A 17913-nucleotide genomic window follows, 5' to 3' on the forward strand; every position below is an offset into this window, starting at 1 on the left:
CCGACGGCACCGGCTGCCGCAACGCACACCCCCGCACCCGTCCGCCGACACCGCGGAGGCGGATCCGGCACGACGGTGTGAGTGGCGGCGTGCGCCGCGGAGCACGGGTGCTCGTGGTGCGGGGTCAGACCACCCCCACCCCGTTCGAGTACGACCTCATGTTGTACGTTCCGAAGCCGTTCTCGACGGGGTCGCCCGTGTTGTTGATGCAGTGCAGGATGCCGCCGCCGCCCGCGCCGTTGAGGCAGACGGTCATCAGTGAGGTGAAGACGACGCCCGGGGTGTCGGGGATCTCGTAGGCGCGGTCGGTGTAGATGTTGGCGTTGAGGTTGAAGAAGGCGTAGCTGCCCAGGCCCCACGCGTGGTGGTCGGTGACATGGTCGCCGACCTTGTAGGCGGCGAAGCCGTTGGTGTTGCCGTGTCTCCACGCCGACTGGGTCGGGACGTCGTACGGGTGCTCGTTCTGGAAGAAGTAGGTGCGGCCGTGGTTGCCGTTCCAGAGCACCTCGTAGTTCTGGTGGTGCTCGACGAACAGGCCGTAGGTGGTGACCCGGTCGCCATTGACGAGGAAGCCGACGCCCGCCGGGTTGACCGACCAGCCGACCGTGCCGTCGAGGCCGTGGTCGGCGCGCCAGGCCCAGACGTGGTCGACGATCACGTCGTTGCTGTCGATCCGGATGCTGACGTCGGTGCCGCCGGGGACGGCGCCGCCGATGCGCGGGAAGATGTCGAAGAGCGCCGTGGGCTGGTGCGCGTGGTTCCTGCGGGAGTGGCCGTCGCCCACGCGCAGCAGCACGGGGGAATGGGCCGAGGCGGCCTCCAGGATCACGCCGGCCACGGAGACGTCACCGATGTCGGCGACCTCGATGAGCGAGTTGCCCTTGACCGCCTGGAGGGTGGCCAGGCCGAGGCCGAGGGCGACGGTGCCCGGGCGGCGGATCCGCAGCGGCGCGGACAGCGGGTAGATGCCCGGGGTGAGCAGGAGGTGCTTGCCGCGCGCGAGGGCCGCGTTGATGCTCGCGGCGGAGTCGCCCGGCTGTGCGACATGGAACTCGGACAGCGGGATGCTGTGGCCCGCGGTCCGCCCGCCCTCCCAGGACGTGCCGGTGGTGTTGCGGCGCAGCGCGGGCACGAAGACGTGGTAGGCCCCGCGTCGGTCCACCGTCAGGAACGGCTTCTCCCGGATCACCGGGGTGCGGTCGACGGTCGTGTAGGGCGGGGCCGGAAAGGACGTGGCGGGTGCGCCCTGGACGCCGACGAAGACCATGTTCCAGTTGGCGCCCGTCCAGCTGCCGATGGTGTCGTTGCGCGACAGCCACTGCTGCTGCGAGCCGGAGTTGATCTGGCCGTCCACCACGCTGTCGGCCAGGAAGCCGCCGCTGGACCAGCCGTTGCCGGGCGGGCTCGGCATGAGGATCATGTCGCCCTTGACGTGGACCCGGCGCATCGGGCCGGCCTGGGCCACGGCCCAGCGGTCGAGGCCGTCCGGCGGCACGATGGTCAGGTTCTCGGCGGCCCGCCAGAAGTCCTGGGTGCCGTTGCCGTCGAACCACTGGGCGTCGACGGTCACATGACCGTTGATCACGACATCCTCAGGACTGGCGCCGAGGCCGAGCACGTGGGTGTAGAAGCCGACGTTGATCTCTACGTTGTAGGTGCCCGGCTTGAACGCCAGGGCGTACCGCTCGGCGCCGAACTGGTTGGACTGCTGGACGGCGAACACGGCGTCGATCTGCGCCTGGATCGCCGCGTCGCCCATCGACGGGTCGAAGACCAGGACGTTCGGCCCCAGGCCGCCCGTGCCGTGGCCGACGGCGCCGTGGCCGCCCGGGCCGGCGGGGGATGCGGACGCGGAGGCGGCGGGGGACGCGACGGCGGATCCTGCGGTGGCGCCGGCCAGCGGCACCGATGCGGCAGCGGCCGCCGCCCCGCGGAGCAGGGCACGACGAGAGGGAATCACGGACACGGCTCTCCCTGAACCTGGTGGGTGAACGGGACCGCGGCTGGTCCCCAACCGCGAGAGAGCGCTCTCAGCCACGGAGTGAATCATCGCCGGTAGGTAGGGTCAATAGGTCCGCACCAATAACTGGCGGCCCTACGTGACCAGTTGCCGCGCAGGCGGGTCGAGCGCTATCCGCGGATCAAGCGCATGACGGGCGATCCGTCAGCGCGGCCCTCATGCCCTCCCTGTCCATCGCCACCAGGCCCGGCACCGTGGCGTTCCACGTCTCGGCCAGGTCGTCCAGCGTGCGGGCCACGGAGCGGCGTATCCAACGGCCGGCCACGCCGAGGGCGACGGCCGCGAGGGGCCGTAGGAGACCGCGACCGCGGAGGGACAGGGTGACGCGCACGTCCCAGCCGCTGGTGTGGCCGTCGCGGTGCGGACTCGGTACCGCGCGCGCCTCCGCCCGGGCCCACCGGTGGTCGACGCGTGCCGTGGCCGGAGCGGAGTGCGCAGCGCCCTCGGTGTCCGCAGCGGCCCACCAGTCGTCGAGTTGCAGTCGCACCCGCCCCTTCAACCGGGACAACCCCAGCGGCACCCCGTCGAACCGCGACCGGCCGCCGACCTCGACCAGGCGGGGGTGGTCGGGACTCTGCAGGACGGCGTGCAGGTCCACCTTCCCGTCGTCCGCCGCGATGGCGAGCGCCAGTCGGACAGCGCGCCGGCGGTCCCATTCCTCGAGCCGGATCGTGGCCGTCTCGCCGCTGCTCATGCCCTTCGCGTCCTCGCGTCCGCCCCCGTTGTCGGCGGCCTCGCGCTCGTCCTCGTCCGAGATCAGGTATTCGGCTCCCGGCCGCAGGTGCCGTCCGCGGGTGAGCCGGACGTCCGGGATCACCTGTCCGTCCGGCAGTATCAGTCGCCGCCCCTTCGCCTGGCTCTCCTCGACCAAGGAGCGGACCACGGCGAGGGCGTCGACGAACCATGCGTAAGGCACCGGTGCGAGCACCACGGTATGGCTCATGGAAAGCATGAGGACAGCGTGGCCCACCTGATGTGCAGTCACCAGGTATGTGTGCAGCAGTGGTCGAACGGGCCGGCATGCCGGGGTCCGGCAATCTCGGAGCCGGTGCGTGCCGGGGGCACGGGCTCCCGCTCCCGTACCCCCGGCCGTCCGGGCCCGGCTCAGGCGGCCCGGCGTCCCTGGGCGCGGTGCACGCGGACGATGTCCGCGTACCGGCGTCCGCTGCCCTTGATCGTGCGCACCTGGGTGCGGTAGTCGACGTGGACCAGGCCGAAGCGCTTGTCGTAGCCGTAGGCCCACTCGAAGTTGTCCAGCAGGGACCAGGCGAAGTAGCCGGCCAGCGGGGCGCCCTTGCGGACGGCGGAGGCGCAGGCGGCGAGGTGGCGCTCCAGGTAGTCCTGGCGTTCGGGATCGTCGACGCTGCCGTCGGGGCGGACCACGTCGGGGAAGGCGGAGCCGTTCTCGGTGACGTAGATCTTGCGCGCGCCGTACTCCTCGGTGAGCCGCAGGAGCAGGGTCTCGATGCCGGTCGCGTCGATCTCCCAGTCCATGCCGGTGCGCGGGACGCCCTCGCGGCGCACGGAACGGGCGTACGGCGCCGGGCCGTCGGGGTCGTCGGCGACGTACGCCGGGAAGTAGTAGTTCAGGCCCAGCCAGTCGAGCGGGGTCGCGATCGTCTCCAGGTCGCCGTCCAGCAGTGGGAGTTCGACGCCGTAGGTCTCGACCATGTCGGCCGGGAAGCCGCGGCCGTGGACCGGGTCGAGCCACCAGCGGTTGACGTGGCCGTCGTGCCGGCGGGCCGCCGCCGCGTCCTCGGGGCGGTCGGTGGCCGGGTGCACGGTGGAGAGGTTGTTGACGATGCCGACCTGGGCGTCCGGGGCGGCGGCGCGGACGGCCTGGGCGGCCAGGCCGTGGCCGAGGAGGAGGTGGCAGGAGGCGCGCACGGCGGCGGTGAGGTCCGTCCAGCCGGGGGCCATCGTGCCCTCGTAGTGGCCGATCCAGGCGGAGCAGGAGGGCTCGTTGAGCGTCGCCCAGAGCTTGACGCGGTCGCCGAGGCGGGCGGCGACCGCGGAGGCGTAGTCGGCGAAGGCGAAGGCGGTGTCCCGCTCCGGCCAGCCGCCGCGGTCCTGGAGCACCTGAGGGAGGTCCCAGTGGTAGAGGGTGACGGTCGGGGTGATGCCGGCCTCCAGGAGGGCGTCCACCAACTCGTCGTAGAAGGCGAGTCCCTTGGGGTTCACCGGGCCCGTCCCGCCGGGCACCACGCGGGGCCATGCCACGGAGAGCCGGTAGGCGTTCGTGCCCAGGCGGCGCATCAGGCCGATGTCCTCGCGCCAGCGGTGGTAGTGGTCGCAGGCGACGTCGCCGTTGTCGTCGTTCGCGATCTTCCCGGGGGTGTGCGAGAAGGTGTCCCAGATCGAGGGCGTACGGCCGTCCTCGGCGACGGCCCCCTCGATCTGGTACGCCGCTGTCGCCGTGCCCCACAGGAAGTCGTGCGGGAGTGCGGCGAGGTCGATGCGTTCGGACACGGAAGTCCCTTCGGGATCAGGGGTTGGGGTCACTTGACGGCGCCCGCCGTCAGGCCCGCGACGAGATAGCGCTGCAGCAGGAGGAAGCCGGCCACCACGGGCACGCTGACGACCAGCGAGGCGGCCATGATCTGGTTCCAGTAGACGTCGTTGAGGGTGGAGTAGCCCTGCAGGCCGACGGCGAGGGTGCGGGTGGTGTCGTTGGTCATGACGGACGCGAAGAGCACTTCTCCCCACGCGGTCATGAAGGCGTAGACGGCGACCGCGACGATGCCGGGGATCGCGGCCGGTACGACGATCCGCAGCAGCGCGCCGAGCGGGCCGCAGCCGTCCACGAGCGCCGCCTCGTCCAGGTCGCGCGGCACCGAGTCGAAGTAGCCGATCAGCATCCAGATCGAGAACGGCAGGGAGAAGGTGAGATAGGTGATGATCAGGCCGCCGCGGGAGCCGAACAGGGCGATGCCGGTGGCGTTGCCGATGTTGACGTAGATGAGGAAGAGCGGCAGGAGGAAGAGGATGCCCGGGAACATCTGCGTCGACAGGACCGTCACCGTGAAGACCCGCTTGCCGCGGAAGTCGTAGCGGCTGACGGCGTACGCGGCGAACACCGCGATCACCACCGAGCAGGCGGTCGCGGCGCCGGCCACGATCAGCGAGTTCACGAAGTACCGGGCGAGCGGGACCGTGGACCAGATGTCGATGTACGGCCGGATGGTCAGCCCGCTGGGCAGCCACCGGAACTTCCCACTCACGTCCGCGAGCGGCTTCAGCGAGCTGGAGACCATCACGTACACCGGGATCAGCACGAAGCCGGTGAGCAGGGTGAGGAAGACCCGCCTCGACCAGAGGAACGAACGCGGGGGCGCCATGGGCGAGTTGCGCGTCGGCGGGGCAAGGGGCGGGCTAGACATCGGCGGTCCTCCGTCCGCGCGAGGTGAGCAGCAGGTACACGCCCGTGACGACGAGCAGGAAGAGCAGCAGCAGGACGGACATGGCGGAGCCGGTGCCGAAGTTCCAGGTGACGAAGGAGGCCTGGTAGATGTGGACCGAGATGAGGTCGGCGGCCTCCGGGGCGGACTTGCCGAACAGCACGTACGGGGTGTTGAAGTCGTTGAACGTCCACAGGAACAGGACGAGGACCAGCACCTGGTTGACCGGGCGCAGCGACGGCAGGGTGATGCGGCGGATCTGCTGCCACATGCCGGCGCCGTCGAGGGCGGCCGCCTCGTACAGCTCCCGTGGGATGTTCTGGAGTCCGGCCATCACGATGAGGAAGGCGAACGGCCAGCCCTTCCACACCGACACGGTCAGCAGGGCGTAGAAGCTGTTGTCGCCGATGAGCCAGAAGGAGGGCTTGCCGGTGAGGTGCAGCTGGTCGTGCAGCACGTGGTTCACCAGGCCGTTGTCGTGCTGGAACATGAACGCCCAGGTGATGACGGCCGTGTAGACGGGCAGCGCGTACGGGACCAGGAACAGGGCGCGCAGCAGGCCCCGGCCGCGGAAGTTCTCCTGCAGGTAGACCGCGGCGGCGGTGCCGATGAGCCAGCACAGGCCGACGGAAAGCAGGGTGAAGCCCACGGTGACGAAGAAGGAGTGCAGCAGGGCCTGGCCGACCGGGGCGTCGAAGTCCACCGACATCTTGTAGTTGCCGAGGCCGGACCAGGGGGCGCTGCCCCAGTCGCGGATGTAGAACTGGGTGAGTTCCTTGAAGCTCATCACGATGCCGATGACCATCGGCACCAGGTGGACGAGGAGTTCGAGCAGCAGGGCGGGCAGAAGCAGCAGGTAGGGCAGGGAGGCGCGGCGCAACCGCCCGGTGCGGCGGCGGGGTTCGCGCGCCGCCGCACCGGGTTGGGTCCTGCCCGCCGGTTCCTGGAGGGCGGTCATGGTCATCGCGGTCACGCCGCCGGCATCTGCTGCTGGGCCTTCTGCAGCGCGGCCTTGACCGAGCCGGTGGTCACGGCGCGGCCGGCGGCGGCGTCGGCGAACAGGTTCTTCACGGCCGTGCCGACCGTCGTCTCGAACTGCGACTCGGACGCGACCTGCGGCAGCGCGGCGGCGCTGGTGGCGAGGGTGTTCTTCAGGACCTCGTTGGACGCGGAGTTGAACGTCGGGTCCGCCTGTGCGGCCTTGACCGGCGGGATGGAGCTGTAGGCCGTGTTGAGGATCTTCTGCTCGGCGTCGGAGGTCATGAACTTCACGAACTTGGTCGCGCCGTCGAGGTTGTGGGTGTTCTTGAAGACGGCGATGTTGATGCCGGCGACCATCGAGTTGACCTGGGTGCCGGTGCCGGGGGTCCCGGACTGCACGGGCACGGGGGCGATGCCGTAGGAGTCCGCGCTCATCCCCTGGGACTTGAGGTTGGCGGCGGCGGACTGCCACAGCAGCATGGCCTGCCTGCCCTTGGCGAAGTCGCTGACGGACTGGTTCTGCGCGTACTCGGCGTCGCCAGTCGGGATGACCTTGTCCTTGGCCATGAGGTCGACGTACTGCTTGACCGCGTCGACCACCTTGGGGTTGGTGAAGTCGGGCTTGCCGTCGGCGGTGAAGAAGTCGGCGCCGTGCTGCTTGGCGAAGACGAAGACGTGGTGGATGTTCTCCGACAGGTTCGCGCCCTCGGCGCCGAGCGGGGACTTGCCCTTGGCCTGGATCTTCTTGCCGTCGGCGATCAGCTCGTCCCAGGTGGCGGGCGGCTTGGCGATCCCGGCTTCGGCGAAGATCTTCTTGTTGTAGTAGAGGGCGTACGCCATCGAGTACAGCGGCACGGCGGCCGGGTCCTTGCCCTGCGCGCCGGTCGAGCCGAGGGCGGAGTCGACGAAGCGGTCCTTGCCGCCGATCTTCCCGAAGTTCTTCGCGTCCCAGGGGAGCAGCGCGCCGGTGGCCTGCAGCGAGGCGCTCCAGGTGTTGCCGATGTTCAGCACGTCCGGGCCCTGGCCGGAGGTGGTGGCGGTCAGGATCCGGTTGAGCAGGTCCGACCAGGGCACGACCTCCAGCTTCACCTTGATTCCGTACTGCTTCTGGAACTTGTCGAGCTCGGGCTGGAGGACCTTCTTGTCCACCGCGATGCTGGCGCCCTGGTTGGAGGCCCAGTACGTCAGCGTCTTCGGGGAGTCGTTGGACCCGCCGCCGCTGGACGAACCGCCTCCACAGGCCGTTGCCGCGAGGACGAGAGACAGGGTGACGGCGCCTGTGGCGGCGGCTCGGATGCTGCGCATGGCTCCTGGTGTCCCTTTCCGGGAGTCGAGAACCCCGAGGCCGTTCCGGGGGGCCGGGACCCGGTTCCCCTTTCGAACGCCCTCATGGCTTAATTTAGGACGTGAGTTAAACCTCAAGAGAAACGCTCGTCAAGGGATACGGCACAGGTATCCGGCCGGACGGGCCGAAATGCGGCGGCAACCAGGGAGGCCGGGTGGCGGAGTTCGGCGGGCGTACGGTGCGTGACCTGCGGCGGGAGAGCCGGAGCGCCGTTCTGCAACGGTTGTATTTCGACGGGCCGATGAGCCGGAACGCACTGGTCCCGGCGGCCGGGCTGAGTTCAGGTTCCGTCAGCAACGTGGTGGGCGAACTGCTGGCCGAGGGCCTGGTCGAGGAGGCGGGCAGTGTCGGCTCGGACTCGGGTCGGCCCAGCCGGCTGCTGCGGGTGCGCCAGGACGCCGGGTACCTGGTCGGCGTCGACATCGGCGAGACACGGGTGCGGGTGGAGCTGCTCGACCTCGGGTTCACCGAACTCGGCCGCGTCGAACGGCCGTTGGGGCCGCGCGGGTACGACGTCGACGCCGTCGTCGGCCATGTGGCGGACGGCGTCGGCGCGGTGCTGCGTACGGCGGGCCTCGCCCCGGACGCGCTGCTCGGCGTCGGCATCGGGGCGCCCGGCATCATCGAGGACGCCGGGCTCGCCGGTGCCGTCGTCCACGGTCAGACGATCGGCTGGGACGCCGTGCCGCTGGAGCGGTTGCTGCGCCGCACGGGTCAACTCCCTTTGGACGTGCCGTACTTCATCGACAACGGCGCCAAGGCGCTGGGGCAGGCGGAGATGTGGTTCGGCGCGGGGCGCGGGGCGCGCAACGCCGTGGTGGTGCTGTTCGGCTCGGGGGTCGGCGCCTGCGTGGTCACCGAGGAGGCGGCGCAGGGCCGGGCGGTGGAGTGGGGGCACCTGACGGTACGGGTCGCCGGACGCCGGTGCCGGTGCGGGGCACGGGGCTGCCTGGAGGCGTACGCGGGCGCGGAGGCGCTCGTGGCGCGCTGGCGGGAGGCGGGCGGGCGGCCGTCGGCCGGGGCCGGCGAGGAGGCGGCCCTGGGAGAACTGCTGGCCGCGGCCCGCTCCGACGGCGGCCGGGAGCCGGACCCGGTGGCCGCGGCCGTGCTCGCCGAGACCGCCGAGTACCTCGGCGCGGGCCTGTCGGACCTGATCAACCTGTTCCAGCCGGAGCGCGTCCTTGTCGGCGGCTGGGCCGGCCTCCGGCTCGGCTCCGCCTTCCTGGACCAGGTGCGCGAGCACGCCCTCGCCCGCGCGCTGCGGCACCCGGCGGGCCGGGTGGGGATCGAACTGGGCCGGCTCGGGCCCGACGCGGTCACCGTCGGCGCGGCCGCCCTCCCCCTGGCCGCCTTCCTCACCGCCGGCGGCCACCGCCCGCGCCCCACGTCCCGGCCGTCACCCTCACCGGCGTGGCGAACGGCTCTGGAGGGGCGGTTGGCCCGACGCCGTCGCACCACGCAAGCGCCGGGAGACTGACGCGGACGCCCTCCGGGCCGCTGACGCCCACGCACGCGCTCCGTGCGCCGCGGCACCCTCGGGCGCGCCGATGTCGGGCGCCGTTGCGACACCGTCGACCGGGGTGTCGTACTCCTCACGCACCGCCGACGCGCGGAACCGGAAGATGCCGGTTCCGCACGCCGGACGGCGGCCGGGCACTACCGTGACCGCCGCCGGCTGGAATGCCGGTGCCCACCCGGCGGGCCGGGTGGTGAGGACGCCCCGGCCCCGGGCACGGCCGCCCACCCCGCCGGCAGAGCCGAACAACTCCGCCCACGGCACGGCCGCCGAGCCGGAGCCGACGACCCGCCCGCGCTGGGAAGGCGACCAGCCGCTACCCGACCACCGCCGGCCGGGAAGCCGGGGCATAGCCGACCGGACGGGACGTGAAGGTGCCCCGGCCCTGGGTGCGGCCGCGCAACCGCGTGGCATAGCCGAACAGCTCGGCCAACGGCACCATCGCCGTCAGCGTCGCCACGCCGCCGCGCGTCCCGGAGGCGGTGACCCGGCCCCGGCGGGCGGCGAGGTCGCCGAGGACCGTGCCGAGCGCGTCCTCGGGGACCGTGACGGTGACCTCGGCGACCGGCTCCAGCTGGGCGAGCGTGCAGGCCCGCAGGGCCGCGCGCAGCCCGAGCCGGCCCGCGGTGCGGAAGGCCGTGTCGGAGGAGTCCTTCACGTGGGTGGAGCCGTCGGTGAGGGTGACCCGCAGGCCGGTCACCGGGTGCCCGGCGAGCGGCCCGTCGGCGAGGGCGTCCCGGCACCCGGCCTCCACCGCGCGCACGTACTCCTGCGGCACCCGGCCGCCGACCACGGCCGAGGCGAACGCGAAGCCGGTGGCTCCCGGTTCGGCGCCGAGCGGCTCCACGTCGAGGACGACGTGCGCGAACTGCCCCGCCCCGCCGTCCTGTTTGACGTGGCGGAAGACGAACCCGCGCACCCCGTCGACCACCGTCTCGCGGTACGCGACCCGCGGGCGGCCGACGGCGATCTCCGGGCCGCCCTCGCGGCGGATCTTCTCCACCGCGACCTCCAGGTGCAGTTCGCCCATCCCGGACAGCACGGTCTGCCCGGTCTCGGCGTCGGTGCGTACGACCAGCGACGGATCCTCCTCCGCGAGCCGGGTCAGCGCCGTCCCGAGCCGGCCGGTGTCCGTGGCGCGCCGCGCCTCGACGGCCACGGACACCACGGGCTCGGCGGCCACGGGCGGCTCCAGCAGCAGCGGGGCGCCGCGGTCGCACAGGGTGGAGCCGGTCCGCGCCGACTTCACCCCGGCGAGCGCGACGATGTCACCGCCGACCGCCCGCTCCAGCTGGACGTGCCGGTCCGCCATGACGCGCAGGATCCGCGCGATGCGCTCGGTGCGCCCGGTGCCCGGATCCCACATGGTGTCTCCCTTCTCGATCGTGCCCGAGTAGACGCGCACGTAGGTCAGGCGCCCGGTGGCGCCGGCGTTCACCTTGAACACCAGCCCCGCGAACGGCGCCTGGGGATCGGCGGCCCGCCGCTGCTCGGCGCCGTCGTGGACGCCGCGCACGGCGGGGACGTCCAGCGGCGAGGGCAGGTAGGCCACGACCGCGTCCAGCAGCGGTTCGATGCCGCGGTTGCGGTAGGCGGAGCCGCACAGCACGACCACGCCGTCACCGCTGCGGGTGAGGTCGCGCAGGGTCGCGGTGAGGGTGGCGGCCGAGAGCGTCTCCCGGTCGCAGAACTCCTCCAGTGCGGCCGGGTGCAGCTCGGCCACCGCCTCCTCCAGCGCCCGGCGCCGGCGCGCCGCCTCGTCCGTCAGCGCCTCGGGCACGGGCCCCTCCATGGCCGTACCCTCGCCGTCGGCCCAGACCAGGGAGCGCATGCGGACCAGGTCCACCACGCCGGTGAAGCCCTCCTCGGCGCCGATCGGCATCTGGACGACGAGCGGTGCGGGGTGCAGGCGCTCCCGGATCGAGTCGACGGCCCGGTCCAGGTCGGCGCCCGCACGGTCCAGCTTGTTGACGAAGGCGATCCTGGGTACGCCGTGCCGGTCGGCCTGGCGCCACACCGACTCGCTCTGCGGCTCGACCCCGGCGACGGCGTCGAACACGGCGACGGCGCCGTCCAGGACGCGCAGCGAGCGCTCGACCTCGTCGGCGAAGTCGACGTGCCCGGGCGTGTCGATGAGGTTGATGCGGTGCCCGTCCCAGACGCAGCTCACCGCGGCGGCGAAGATGGTGATGCCGCGGTCGCGCTCCTGCGGGTCGAAGTCGGTGACGGTGGTGCCGTCGTGGACCTCGCCCCGCTTGTGGGTGGTGCCCGTCGCATACAGGATGCGTTCGGTGACGGTGGTCTTGCCGGCGTCGACGTGGGCGAGGATGCCGAGGTTGCGGACGGCGGCGAGGGTGTTGACGTGGGTGCGCACGGCCCGGGGCCTTTCTGCGGAGCGGGAAAAGGGCAGCGCGATTCCCCGTGCGCCGGCAGACACGGCGGTACGGCGGCGACCGGCCGGATGACGGGCGGGCCGCGGGGTGTCAGTGCGGCGTCACGGGCATCCGGTGCCGGCCGCGCAGCGGGCACCGGACGGACGAGGACACCAGGATCACCTCGGACCGTGCGGGGGGAACGACGGCGGCGGTACGGTCACGCACGGCCCGGCTCCCCTCTCGGTCTCTGTGTCACGACGCGCGCCGCTGTGGTGTCGCGGCGCGCGGTACGTGACGACAGTACGAGATCGCTCCGCGGGCAAGCACGTCATTTTCGGCGGCGCGCGCCACCGGCGGCCTGGGTGAGGGTGCATGCCACCGGCGGCCTGGGTGAGGGTGCGCGCCGCCGGCGGCCAGTGCGACCGCGCGTGCCCCGGACGGCCTGCGCCGGGCAGCACCGGCACGCTGCGCCGGGACGGCTGCACCGGTCTCGGGTCGCGGTCGGCCGCGTCGTACCCCGCGTGCGCGAGGCCGCCCGTGGGCGGCGTCGCCACCCGGGCGCTTTGCCTCACAGCCAGCCGCGTCGGGCGGCGATCAGCCCGGCCTGGAAGCGGGTCTCCACCCCGAGCTGACTCATCAGGCGGTGGATACGGCGCTGGGTGGTGCGCTCGCTCCAGCCTTGGGCGCGGGCGATCGCCGCGTCGGTGAGCCCGGCCGCGAGCAGCGACAGCAGGGACTTGGTCTCCTGGTCGGGTTCCCCCGCAGCGGTGGCGAGGCCCGGCTGCGCAGCGGGGGTGCGGCCGGGCAGGGGCAGCGGCACGGCCCGCTCCCACTCCGCCTCGAAGAGCGACTCCAGGGCCACCAGCATCGGTGAGCGCTTCACCAGGTAGGCCGCCGACTGGCCGACCGGCGCGGAGCTGAAGGGAATGATCGCGACCCGGCTGTCGCAGATCACCAGCTTGAGCGGCAACTCGGTGCGCACGCGCGCCTGTTCCCCGGCGTTGGCGCTGGGCAGGATGTCGTCCGCGAGCCGGCCCGGCCAGGCGACGGCGGCGCGGTCGTAGATCACCCGGTGGGCGACGCCCCGGCGTTGCCGCTTGATCTGCTCGTCGAGACCGCTGCCGGGCCGGTCGACGTAGGGCGGCCGGTCGAAGGCCCGTATCTCGTGCTGCGCCTGGGTGGTCAGGTACTGGACCGCGGCGCTGATGTCGGCGCGGTCGGTGAGGAGTTCCACCGCGAGGTCCGGGCTGCTGATCCGGGACGCCTCCCGGTGGGCCTCCATCAGCCGGTGCACCTGCGACCGGGCGTCGTCGAGCTGCTGCTCGCGGCGGCGGATCAGCGCGTTGACGGCGACGTCCGGGGCCACCGCGGTGAACCGCGGCGGCCGGCCCGTCGCGCGGGTGGCCAGGCCCTGCTTGACCAGACCGGACAGCTGCCGCGCGGTGGCGGCTACGGACAGCTCGCCCGCGCCGGCGAGCTCCGAGGCGGTGGCGTTGGGCAGATGGACCAGCACGGTGTAGACGCGTTCGGTCTCCTCCGCCAGCCCCAGCACGTGGAATGCCATGACGTCGTCCGCCTTCGTGTCGTCCGTCCGCCGGCCGGCGGACGGGCGGCACCACGGTCCTGGTGCCGCGCGTGTTCCTCGACATCTTTCCTGCCGTGGACGGGGCATGGTCCGGCGGGATGCCCTTGCCGCACGACACCCCGTGTCCGCGGGCGCGATCGCGCCCGCGGACACGGGGTGCGCGGCGGTGCGCCGGATCAGTAGGAGAACTGCTGGATCTGGAGACCGTCGCCCGAGTACGTCCAGCCGGTCCGGGTCGCCGGGTCGAGCTGGAGGACCCGTTCCCGGTGGGTTTCGAGCCGGCCGTTCCACGCGCCGAACAGCGGGTACTCGACACCGGTCACGGTGCCCACCGTCGCGCCGGTTCTCAGGTCGACGACCACGACGCGCCCGGTGGCGTTGTTGTCGGTGAAGCCGTACTGCTGGAAGCCGCCCGTCGGCTTCAGGTCCGGGAACTGGAAGGCGAACAGGCCGAGATGGTGCTCCCCGTCGACGGCGAGCGCGATGGGCGCCTGCTGCGCTCCGAGATTCACCGGGTCCCCGTCGGGCAGCTCGGCGAAGGAGCCGCTCCCCGGGAGGTTGACGCTGAACGAGTGGTACCACGACTCGTACAGGTGGCCCGCCTGGTCGGAGGCGAGGGTCCCGGCACAGGGGGTCCCCGCCCGAGTGTGGGTGACCGTTCCGTGGTCCAGGTCGACCTCCGCCACGGTGCCGGACCCGACCGCCGCCAGGCAGTTGACGGCACTTCCCGTCTTCTGCGCCGAGAACACACCGGTCGACTCGTCCACCTCCAGCAGCCCGTACGGGGTCGGGCCGTCCGCGCCGGGTTCGAGCTGGAGCGGCGAGCCGCCTGCGCCGGTCGCGGTGTCCACGGGGAGGACGAAGCCCGCGTGGTCGCTCGAACGGTAGGCGAGCACCGCCGCTCGGTGGCGCTTGGCGTCCACCCGGCCGCCCGTCACGACGTACTGGTCGTCGACGCGGACGGGGCCGCCGACCGCGTCGCCGGTGCCCGTGTCGTAGGTCTCCAGCCACTGCTCGCCGATGGTGGTCTGCTTGTGCAGGACCAGCGTGTGGTGGGCGGAGTCGACACCGAACACCTCGTAGACCGAGCCGGGAGCGGGGTCGCTCGCCAGCTTGCGCCCGTAGGTTCCGGTGGCGGCGTCGTAGTCGTACACCGCGCCCGTACCGGTGGGGCTCTCCACCGCCGCGACGGACGTGCCGCCCGGGACGATCGCGAAGTCGGTCAGGTTGCTGCCGTTGGGCGCCGGTCCGTCGTCGTAGGCCAGCAGCGACGTCGGTGAGGCCTGCCCGAGTGTCCGGCCGTGCCCGTCGACGGCGAACACCCGCAGGTCGTAGGCGATCGACGAGGGCAGCTTGAGCGCTCGGGCGTCAAGGTGCACGGTGCCGTGCGTGCCCTTCAGCGAGCGGTCCAGCGTGGCGGGGCTGTCCACCCCGTCGTGGTCGGGGGTGGTGCCGTTCTGGTTGCTGACCAGGTTGTACGAGTTGTACATGGTGGGTCCGGGCGCGGAGAACTCCAGCAGCGTGCCGGTCGCGCCCTTGACCCGGGAGACGTCGTAGTGCACCGAGAACCGCGGTGCGGCCCGGCCGATCTCCAGCAGGTGGCCGAGCGGTGCGGCCGTTCCCGCGGCCAGGGTGGGGGCCGGCGGGCGTTGGGCGGGGGTGTCGCCGTCGACCCGTATGGAGGCGAACTCCCCGTACAGGGGTGCGCCCTTGAGACCGCCCGTGGGGTTCTGCAGGATGCCGATCCCGTAGACGCCGCCGCCGGCGGAGAACGCGTCGGCCGGGACGGTGACCGTGCCGTGCAGGTCCGTCAGCGGTGTGCTGTAGGAGGCGGAGAAGATGGGCGCCGCGGCGGGGTTCCAGTGGCCGACTCCCGACACGACCAGCTGGGGCGAGTCGACGAAGCGGACCCCGGTGAGGTCGTAACTCACCCGCACCGAGTGCCCGGCCGCGACGACGGGCTGGACCACGGGGGCGAGCGCCTCGGCGTAGCCGCCGTCGGTGGGGCCGAAGGTCAGCGTGCGCGCGGCGGAGGCCAGCACCTGGTGGCCGCGGCGCACCTCGAAGGTGAGCGGGACCTGACGGTCCGCCGTGGAGACGACCGGCAGTCCGGCCGCGGCCAGCATCTGCCGGGGTGTCAGCCGGATGGCCGGCACGTCCGAGGTGAACGCGTGGCTGCCGATGCGCAGGGCGTAGCTCACGCCCTGCCTGCCGGGCAGGCCGGTCACGTCGGCTCCGACGGTCACCGGTCCCACCAGGCCCTCCCCGGTGGCGCCGGCGCCCGTGCCCGGTCCGGTCAGGTCGATCCGTCCGGGGTCGGTGGACTCCAGGTAGGAGCCGCCGAGCCCGCCGATGGTCTGACGGTGCGCCACCGAGAGCCGGACGATGTGGGGCGTGCCCTCGGCGGCACCGCTGCCGTGCGCCTCGGCCAGGACGGCCTGCACGGCGGCGGTGACGTCGAGCTGCGGGCCCACGTGCAGGGGCCGGTCGATCTGCGGCGCGGTGGGCACCGCCCGGCCGGTGCGCTCCAGCAGCGCGCGGACGTCCTGGGGCGAGGGGTGCTGCCCGGTCAGCCGGGAGGTCTGCAGTACGACCGCGGCGGCGGCCGCGATCTCGGGCGCGGACGCCGAGGTGCCGCCGTCGAGGACCTCCGCCACCGACTGCGCGGTCTGGCCCTGGTGCTCGAAGGCGGGGATGCCGTCGCTGGGCGCCGAGACGTCCACGCGCGTGCCGAATCCCGAGGAGAAGATCCCCGACCCGTTGTACCTGGTGGTCGCCCAGGTCCCGGTGGCCGAGGCGGCCCCGCCGTTCTGCGGCGGGACGGACAGCGTGTCGTCGGTCGTGGTGCCGCCGGCGGCGATCGCGCCGGAGTCCAGGACCTCGCTGGGCGTGGTGGACAGCTGGTCGTCGTCGATGCGGGTGGCGTCGGCGGCCCTGCGCGTCACGTCGGTCGGGGTGCTGCCGCCGTCCGGTCCGACGGCCGCGTTGGTGTACAGCCGGGTGCCGTCGTTGGACGAGACGACCACGGTGATGCCGTACTGCTGCACGATCGACGCGATGACGGCCTGCTGGACGGGGTCGTCCTCCAGGTAGCGGCCGGGCAGGCCCCACTCGTCGGTGCCGTAACCGAGGCTGGCGGTGATCACGTCGGGTCGGGGCTGCTGCCGGGCCGCGGCCAGCAGGGCCACGGCGATCTGGCTGAACGTCGGCTGCTGCGGGACGACGAGCCGGTACTTCGCGCCCGGGGCGATGCCCAGCAGGTCGGAGTCCCCGCTGCCCTGCATGCCCGGGCGCTGCAGCTCGTGCGGAAGCGGCGCCATCACGGAGAAGTCCAGCAACACCTCGCCCAGCGCGTCGTCCTGACCCTGGGTCGAGCCGGACGGGTCGAGTGCGCCGGTCTCGTCGGCGGTGTAGGTGGGGATCAGCGGCATCGTGGGGATGTCCAGGTACCGCCGGCCGTCGTGGAGGACGGTCGTCGGCCCCGTCTGCGGCAGGTTCGGTGTCGACGCGTCGGTGAGGTCGCCGATCGAGACGTTGGTGATGGTCTCCCCGGTGCCGGGCAGCTGGCCGAACTTCTTCTTCAGCAGGCTGTAGGCGCCCGTCGCGTCGACGCCGCCGGCGTTGAGGAAGCTCTGCGCCGAGGTGGCCAGGGCCGCGTTGCCGGGCACTCCGTCGGCTCCGGTCGGCGCGCCGTCCTGCCGTTTCGCCTTCTCCCCCTCGGTGCCTGACGGGGTGGGCAGCGGCACGGAGCCGGTGTTCATGGGTGAGACGGTCGCGTCGGGCTCGGCGTAGACGACACCGGCCGTGGCGGCCAGCCTCCGGGCGGCGGCCGTGGCGTCGCCGCCGGCGAGCCGGACGACCTGGACCCTGGACAGGTCAATCGCCCCGGAGCCCAGCTTCTGACGGGCGGCCGAGCGCAACTGCCGCGCCTGGGCGGCCGGGAGCCCCGGTACGAGCGGCCGCATGGAGACCGCGTGCACCCGGCGGAGCGCGGTGTTGACCGCGGCGTCCGAGGTCAGTGCGGTACGCGCCTGCAGACGGGGCTGCTTGCTCAGTGACGCGCCCGTCACCTCGGTGGCCGGGCCGAGGACCACCAGGACCTGGTGCGGGCCGCTCTTCGCCGACCGCGCGGGGGTGGGCTTCAGGAACGAGCGCCACGGGCCGAGCGCCGAGGATCCGGGCGTGGTGGTCGGCGCGGACGCGGGGCCGGGGCGGGATCCGGCCGCCGGGGTCCGTGCTCCGGTGGCCGCCGCGTACTCCACGGGTGTGCCGAGCAGCACGACCGCACTGGCGATCGTGGCGACGCCGCGAGCGAGCGCTCGTCTCCGCCGTTTCATGGGCACTCCACTTCCTGCTGGTGAGCAGCGAGTTGGTTCGGGGAAGCGCGGTAGCAGCACTGCCCCCGATCAGCGCCCACGCTGCGGGGAATCTTTCAATGCGGGAATGCCGGCACAAGATGATGAAGGTGGCGGACTCCCGACAGCTGGCCGGAAGCCGCCACCAACCAGCCGTAAGGCTCGACGGGTTGCCGGTGGTCCCGGTCCGCGATCCGGTGCCGGGTCGGGGCGGCCCCGGCGTGCGCCACGTGGTCCGGGACCGCCTCCCGCGTTCCTTCGGCGGTGTCGCCGGTCGTCGGACGGGACCGTGCCCGTCACGATGCCGAGGTTGCCCGTGCCGGAGGCGGCGAGTTCGC

The 17913-nt window shown here is 72.7% G+C and carries 10 protein-coding genes; 1 reads left to right on the forward strand and 9 read right to left on the reverse strand.

The genetic code is table 11. From position 1 onward, the window contains the following. Window positions 1-124: 124 nt before the first annotated feature. The 6 genes from ACLU3S_RS00345 to ACLU3S_RS00370 all read right to left on the reverse strand — a co-directional run bounded on the left by ACLU3S_RS00345 (window position 125) and on the right by ACLU3S_RS00370 (window position 7704). Window positions 125-2050, reverse strand: coding sequence for an adenylyl cyclase (locus ACLU3S_RS00345; protein ID WP_413949612.1), 1926 nt, complete (start codon window positions 2048-2050; stop codon window positions 125-127). Window positions 2051-2141: 91 nt separating this feature from the next. Continuing rightward, window positions 2142-2963, reverse strand: a complete 822-nt coding sequence (locus ACLU3S_RS00350) for a hypothetical protein (RefSeq protein WP_413949613.1) — start codon at window positions 2961-2963, stop codon at window positions 2142-2144. Window positions 2964-3124: 161 nt separating this feature from the next. Then, a complete protein-coding gene (locus ACLU3S_RS00355; protein ID WP_413949614.1) occupies window positions 3125-4489 on the reverse strand; it encodes a GH1 family beta-glucosidase in 1365 nt (454 codons plus the stop codon). 29 nt (window positions 4490-4518) lie between these two features. After that, window positions 4519-5358 (reverse strand): carbohydrate ABC transporter permease, encoded by an 840-nt coding sequence (locus ACLU3S_RS00360; RefSeq protein WP_413949745.1) that lies wholly within the window; start codon window positions 5356-5358, stop codon window positions 4519-4521. Window positions 5359-5392: 34 nt separating this feature from the next. After that, entirely contained in the window at window positions 5393-6382 is a 990-nt protein-coding gene (locus ACLU3S_RS00365; protein ID WP_413949746.1) for a carbohydrate ABC transporter permease, read from the reverse strand. A 5-nt stretch (window positions 6383-6387) separates the two neighbouring features. Beyond that, the gene (locus tag ACLU3S_RS00370; RefSeq protein WP_413949615.1) at window positions 6388-7704 is read right to left on the reverse strand and encodes an ABC transporter substrate-binding protein; all 1317 of its coding nucleotides are present in this window, start codon (window positions 7702-7704) and stop codon (window positions 6388-6390) included. Between the two features lie 194 nt (window positions 7705-7898). Here ACLU3S_RS00370 and ACLU3S_RS00375 point away from each other — a divergent pair, with 194 nt between their 5' ends. Then, entirely contained in the window at window positions 7899-9221 is a 1323-nt protein-coding gene (locus ACLU3S_RS00375; protein WP_413949616.1) for an ROK family protein, read from the forward strand. Between the two features lie 355 nt (window positions 9222-9576). On the opposite strand, the gene fusA is transcribed toward ACLU3S_RS00375, so the two are convergent. From fusA to ACLU3S_RS00390, 3 genes are all read right to left on the reverse strand, one after another. After that, window positions 9577-11634 (reverse strand): elongation factor G, encoded by a 2058-nt coding sequence (gene fusA, locus ACLU3S_RS00380; RefSeq protein WP_413949617.1) that lies wholly within the window; start codon window positions 11632-11634, stop codon window positions 9577-9579. A gap of 569 nt (window positions 11635-12203) precedes the next feature. Continuing rightward, a complete protein-coding gene (locus ACLU3S_RS00385) occupies window positions 12204-13199 on the reverse strand; it encodes a helix-turn-helix domain-containing protein (protein WP_413949618.1) in 996 nt (331 codons plus the stop codon). 197 nt (window positions 13200-13396) lie between these two features. Further along, window positions 13397-17557 (reverse strand): S8 family serine peptidase, encoded by a 4161-nt coding sequence (locus ACLU3S_RS00390; protein ID WP_413949619.1) that lies wholly within the window; start codon window positions 17555-17557, stop codon window positions 13397-13399. Between the last annotated feature and the right edge of the window lie 356 nt (window positions 17558-17913).

Origin of the sequence: Streptomyces sp. AF1A (assembly GCF_047340315.1) — a bacterium.
Classification (GTDB): domain Bacteria; phylum Actinomycetota; class Actinomycetes; order Streptomycetales; family Streptomycetaceae; genus Streptomyces.

What these genes read in the sequence shown, in the direction of transcription:
- ACLU3S_RS00370 (WP_413949615.1), bottom strand. Translation starts at nt 7,704, where the DNA reads ATGCGCAGCATCCGAGCCGCCGCCACAGGCGCCGTCACCCTGTCTCTC.
- ACLU3S_RS00360 (WP_413949745.1), bottom strand. Translation starts at nt 5,358, where the DNA reads ATGGCGCCCCCGCGTTCGTTCCTCTGGTCGAGGCGGGTCTTCCTCACC.
- ACLU3S_RS00390 (WP_413949619.1), bottom strand. Translation starts at nt 17,557, where the DNA reads ATGAAACGGCGGAGACGAGCGCTCGCTCGCGGCGTCGCCACGATCGCC.
- ACLU3S_RS00365 (WP_413949746.1), bottom strand. Translation starts at nt 6,382, where the DNA reads ATGACCATGACCGCCCTCCAGGAACCGGCGGGCAGGACCCAACCCGGT.
- ACLU3S_RS00350 (WP_413949613.1), bottom strand. Translation starts at nt 2,963, where the DNA reads ATGAGCCATACCGTGGTGCTCGCACCGGTGCCTTACGCATGGTTCGTC.
- ACLU3S_RS00345 (WP_413949612.1), bottom strand. Translation starts at nt 2,050, where the DNA reads ATGATTCACTCCGTGGCTGAGAGCGCTCTCTCGCGGTTGGGGACCAGC.
- ACLU3S_RS00385 (WP_413949618.1), bottom strand. Translation starts at nt 13,199, where the DNA reads ATGGCATTCCACGTGCTGGGGCTGGCGGAGGAGACCGAACGCGTCTAC.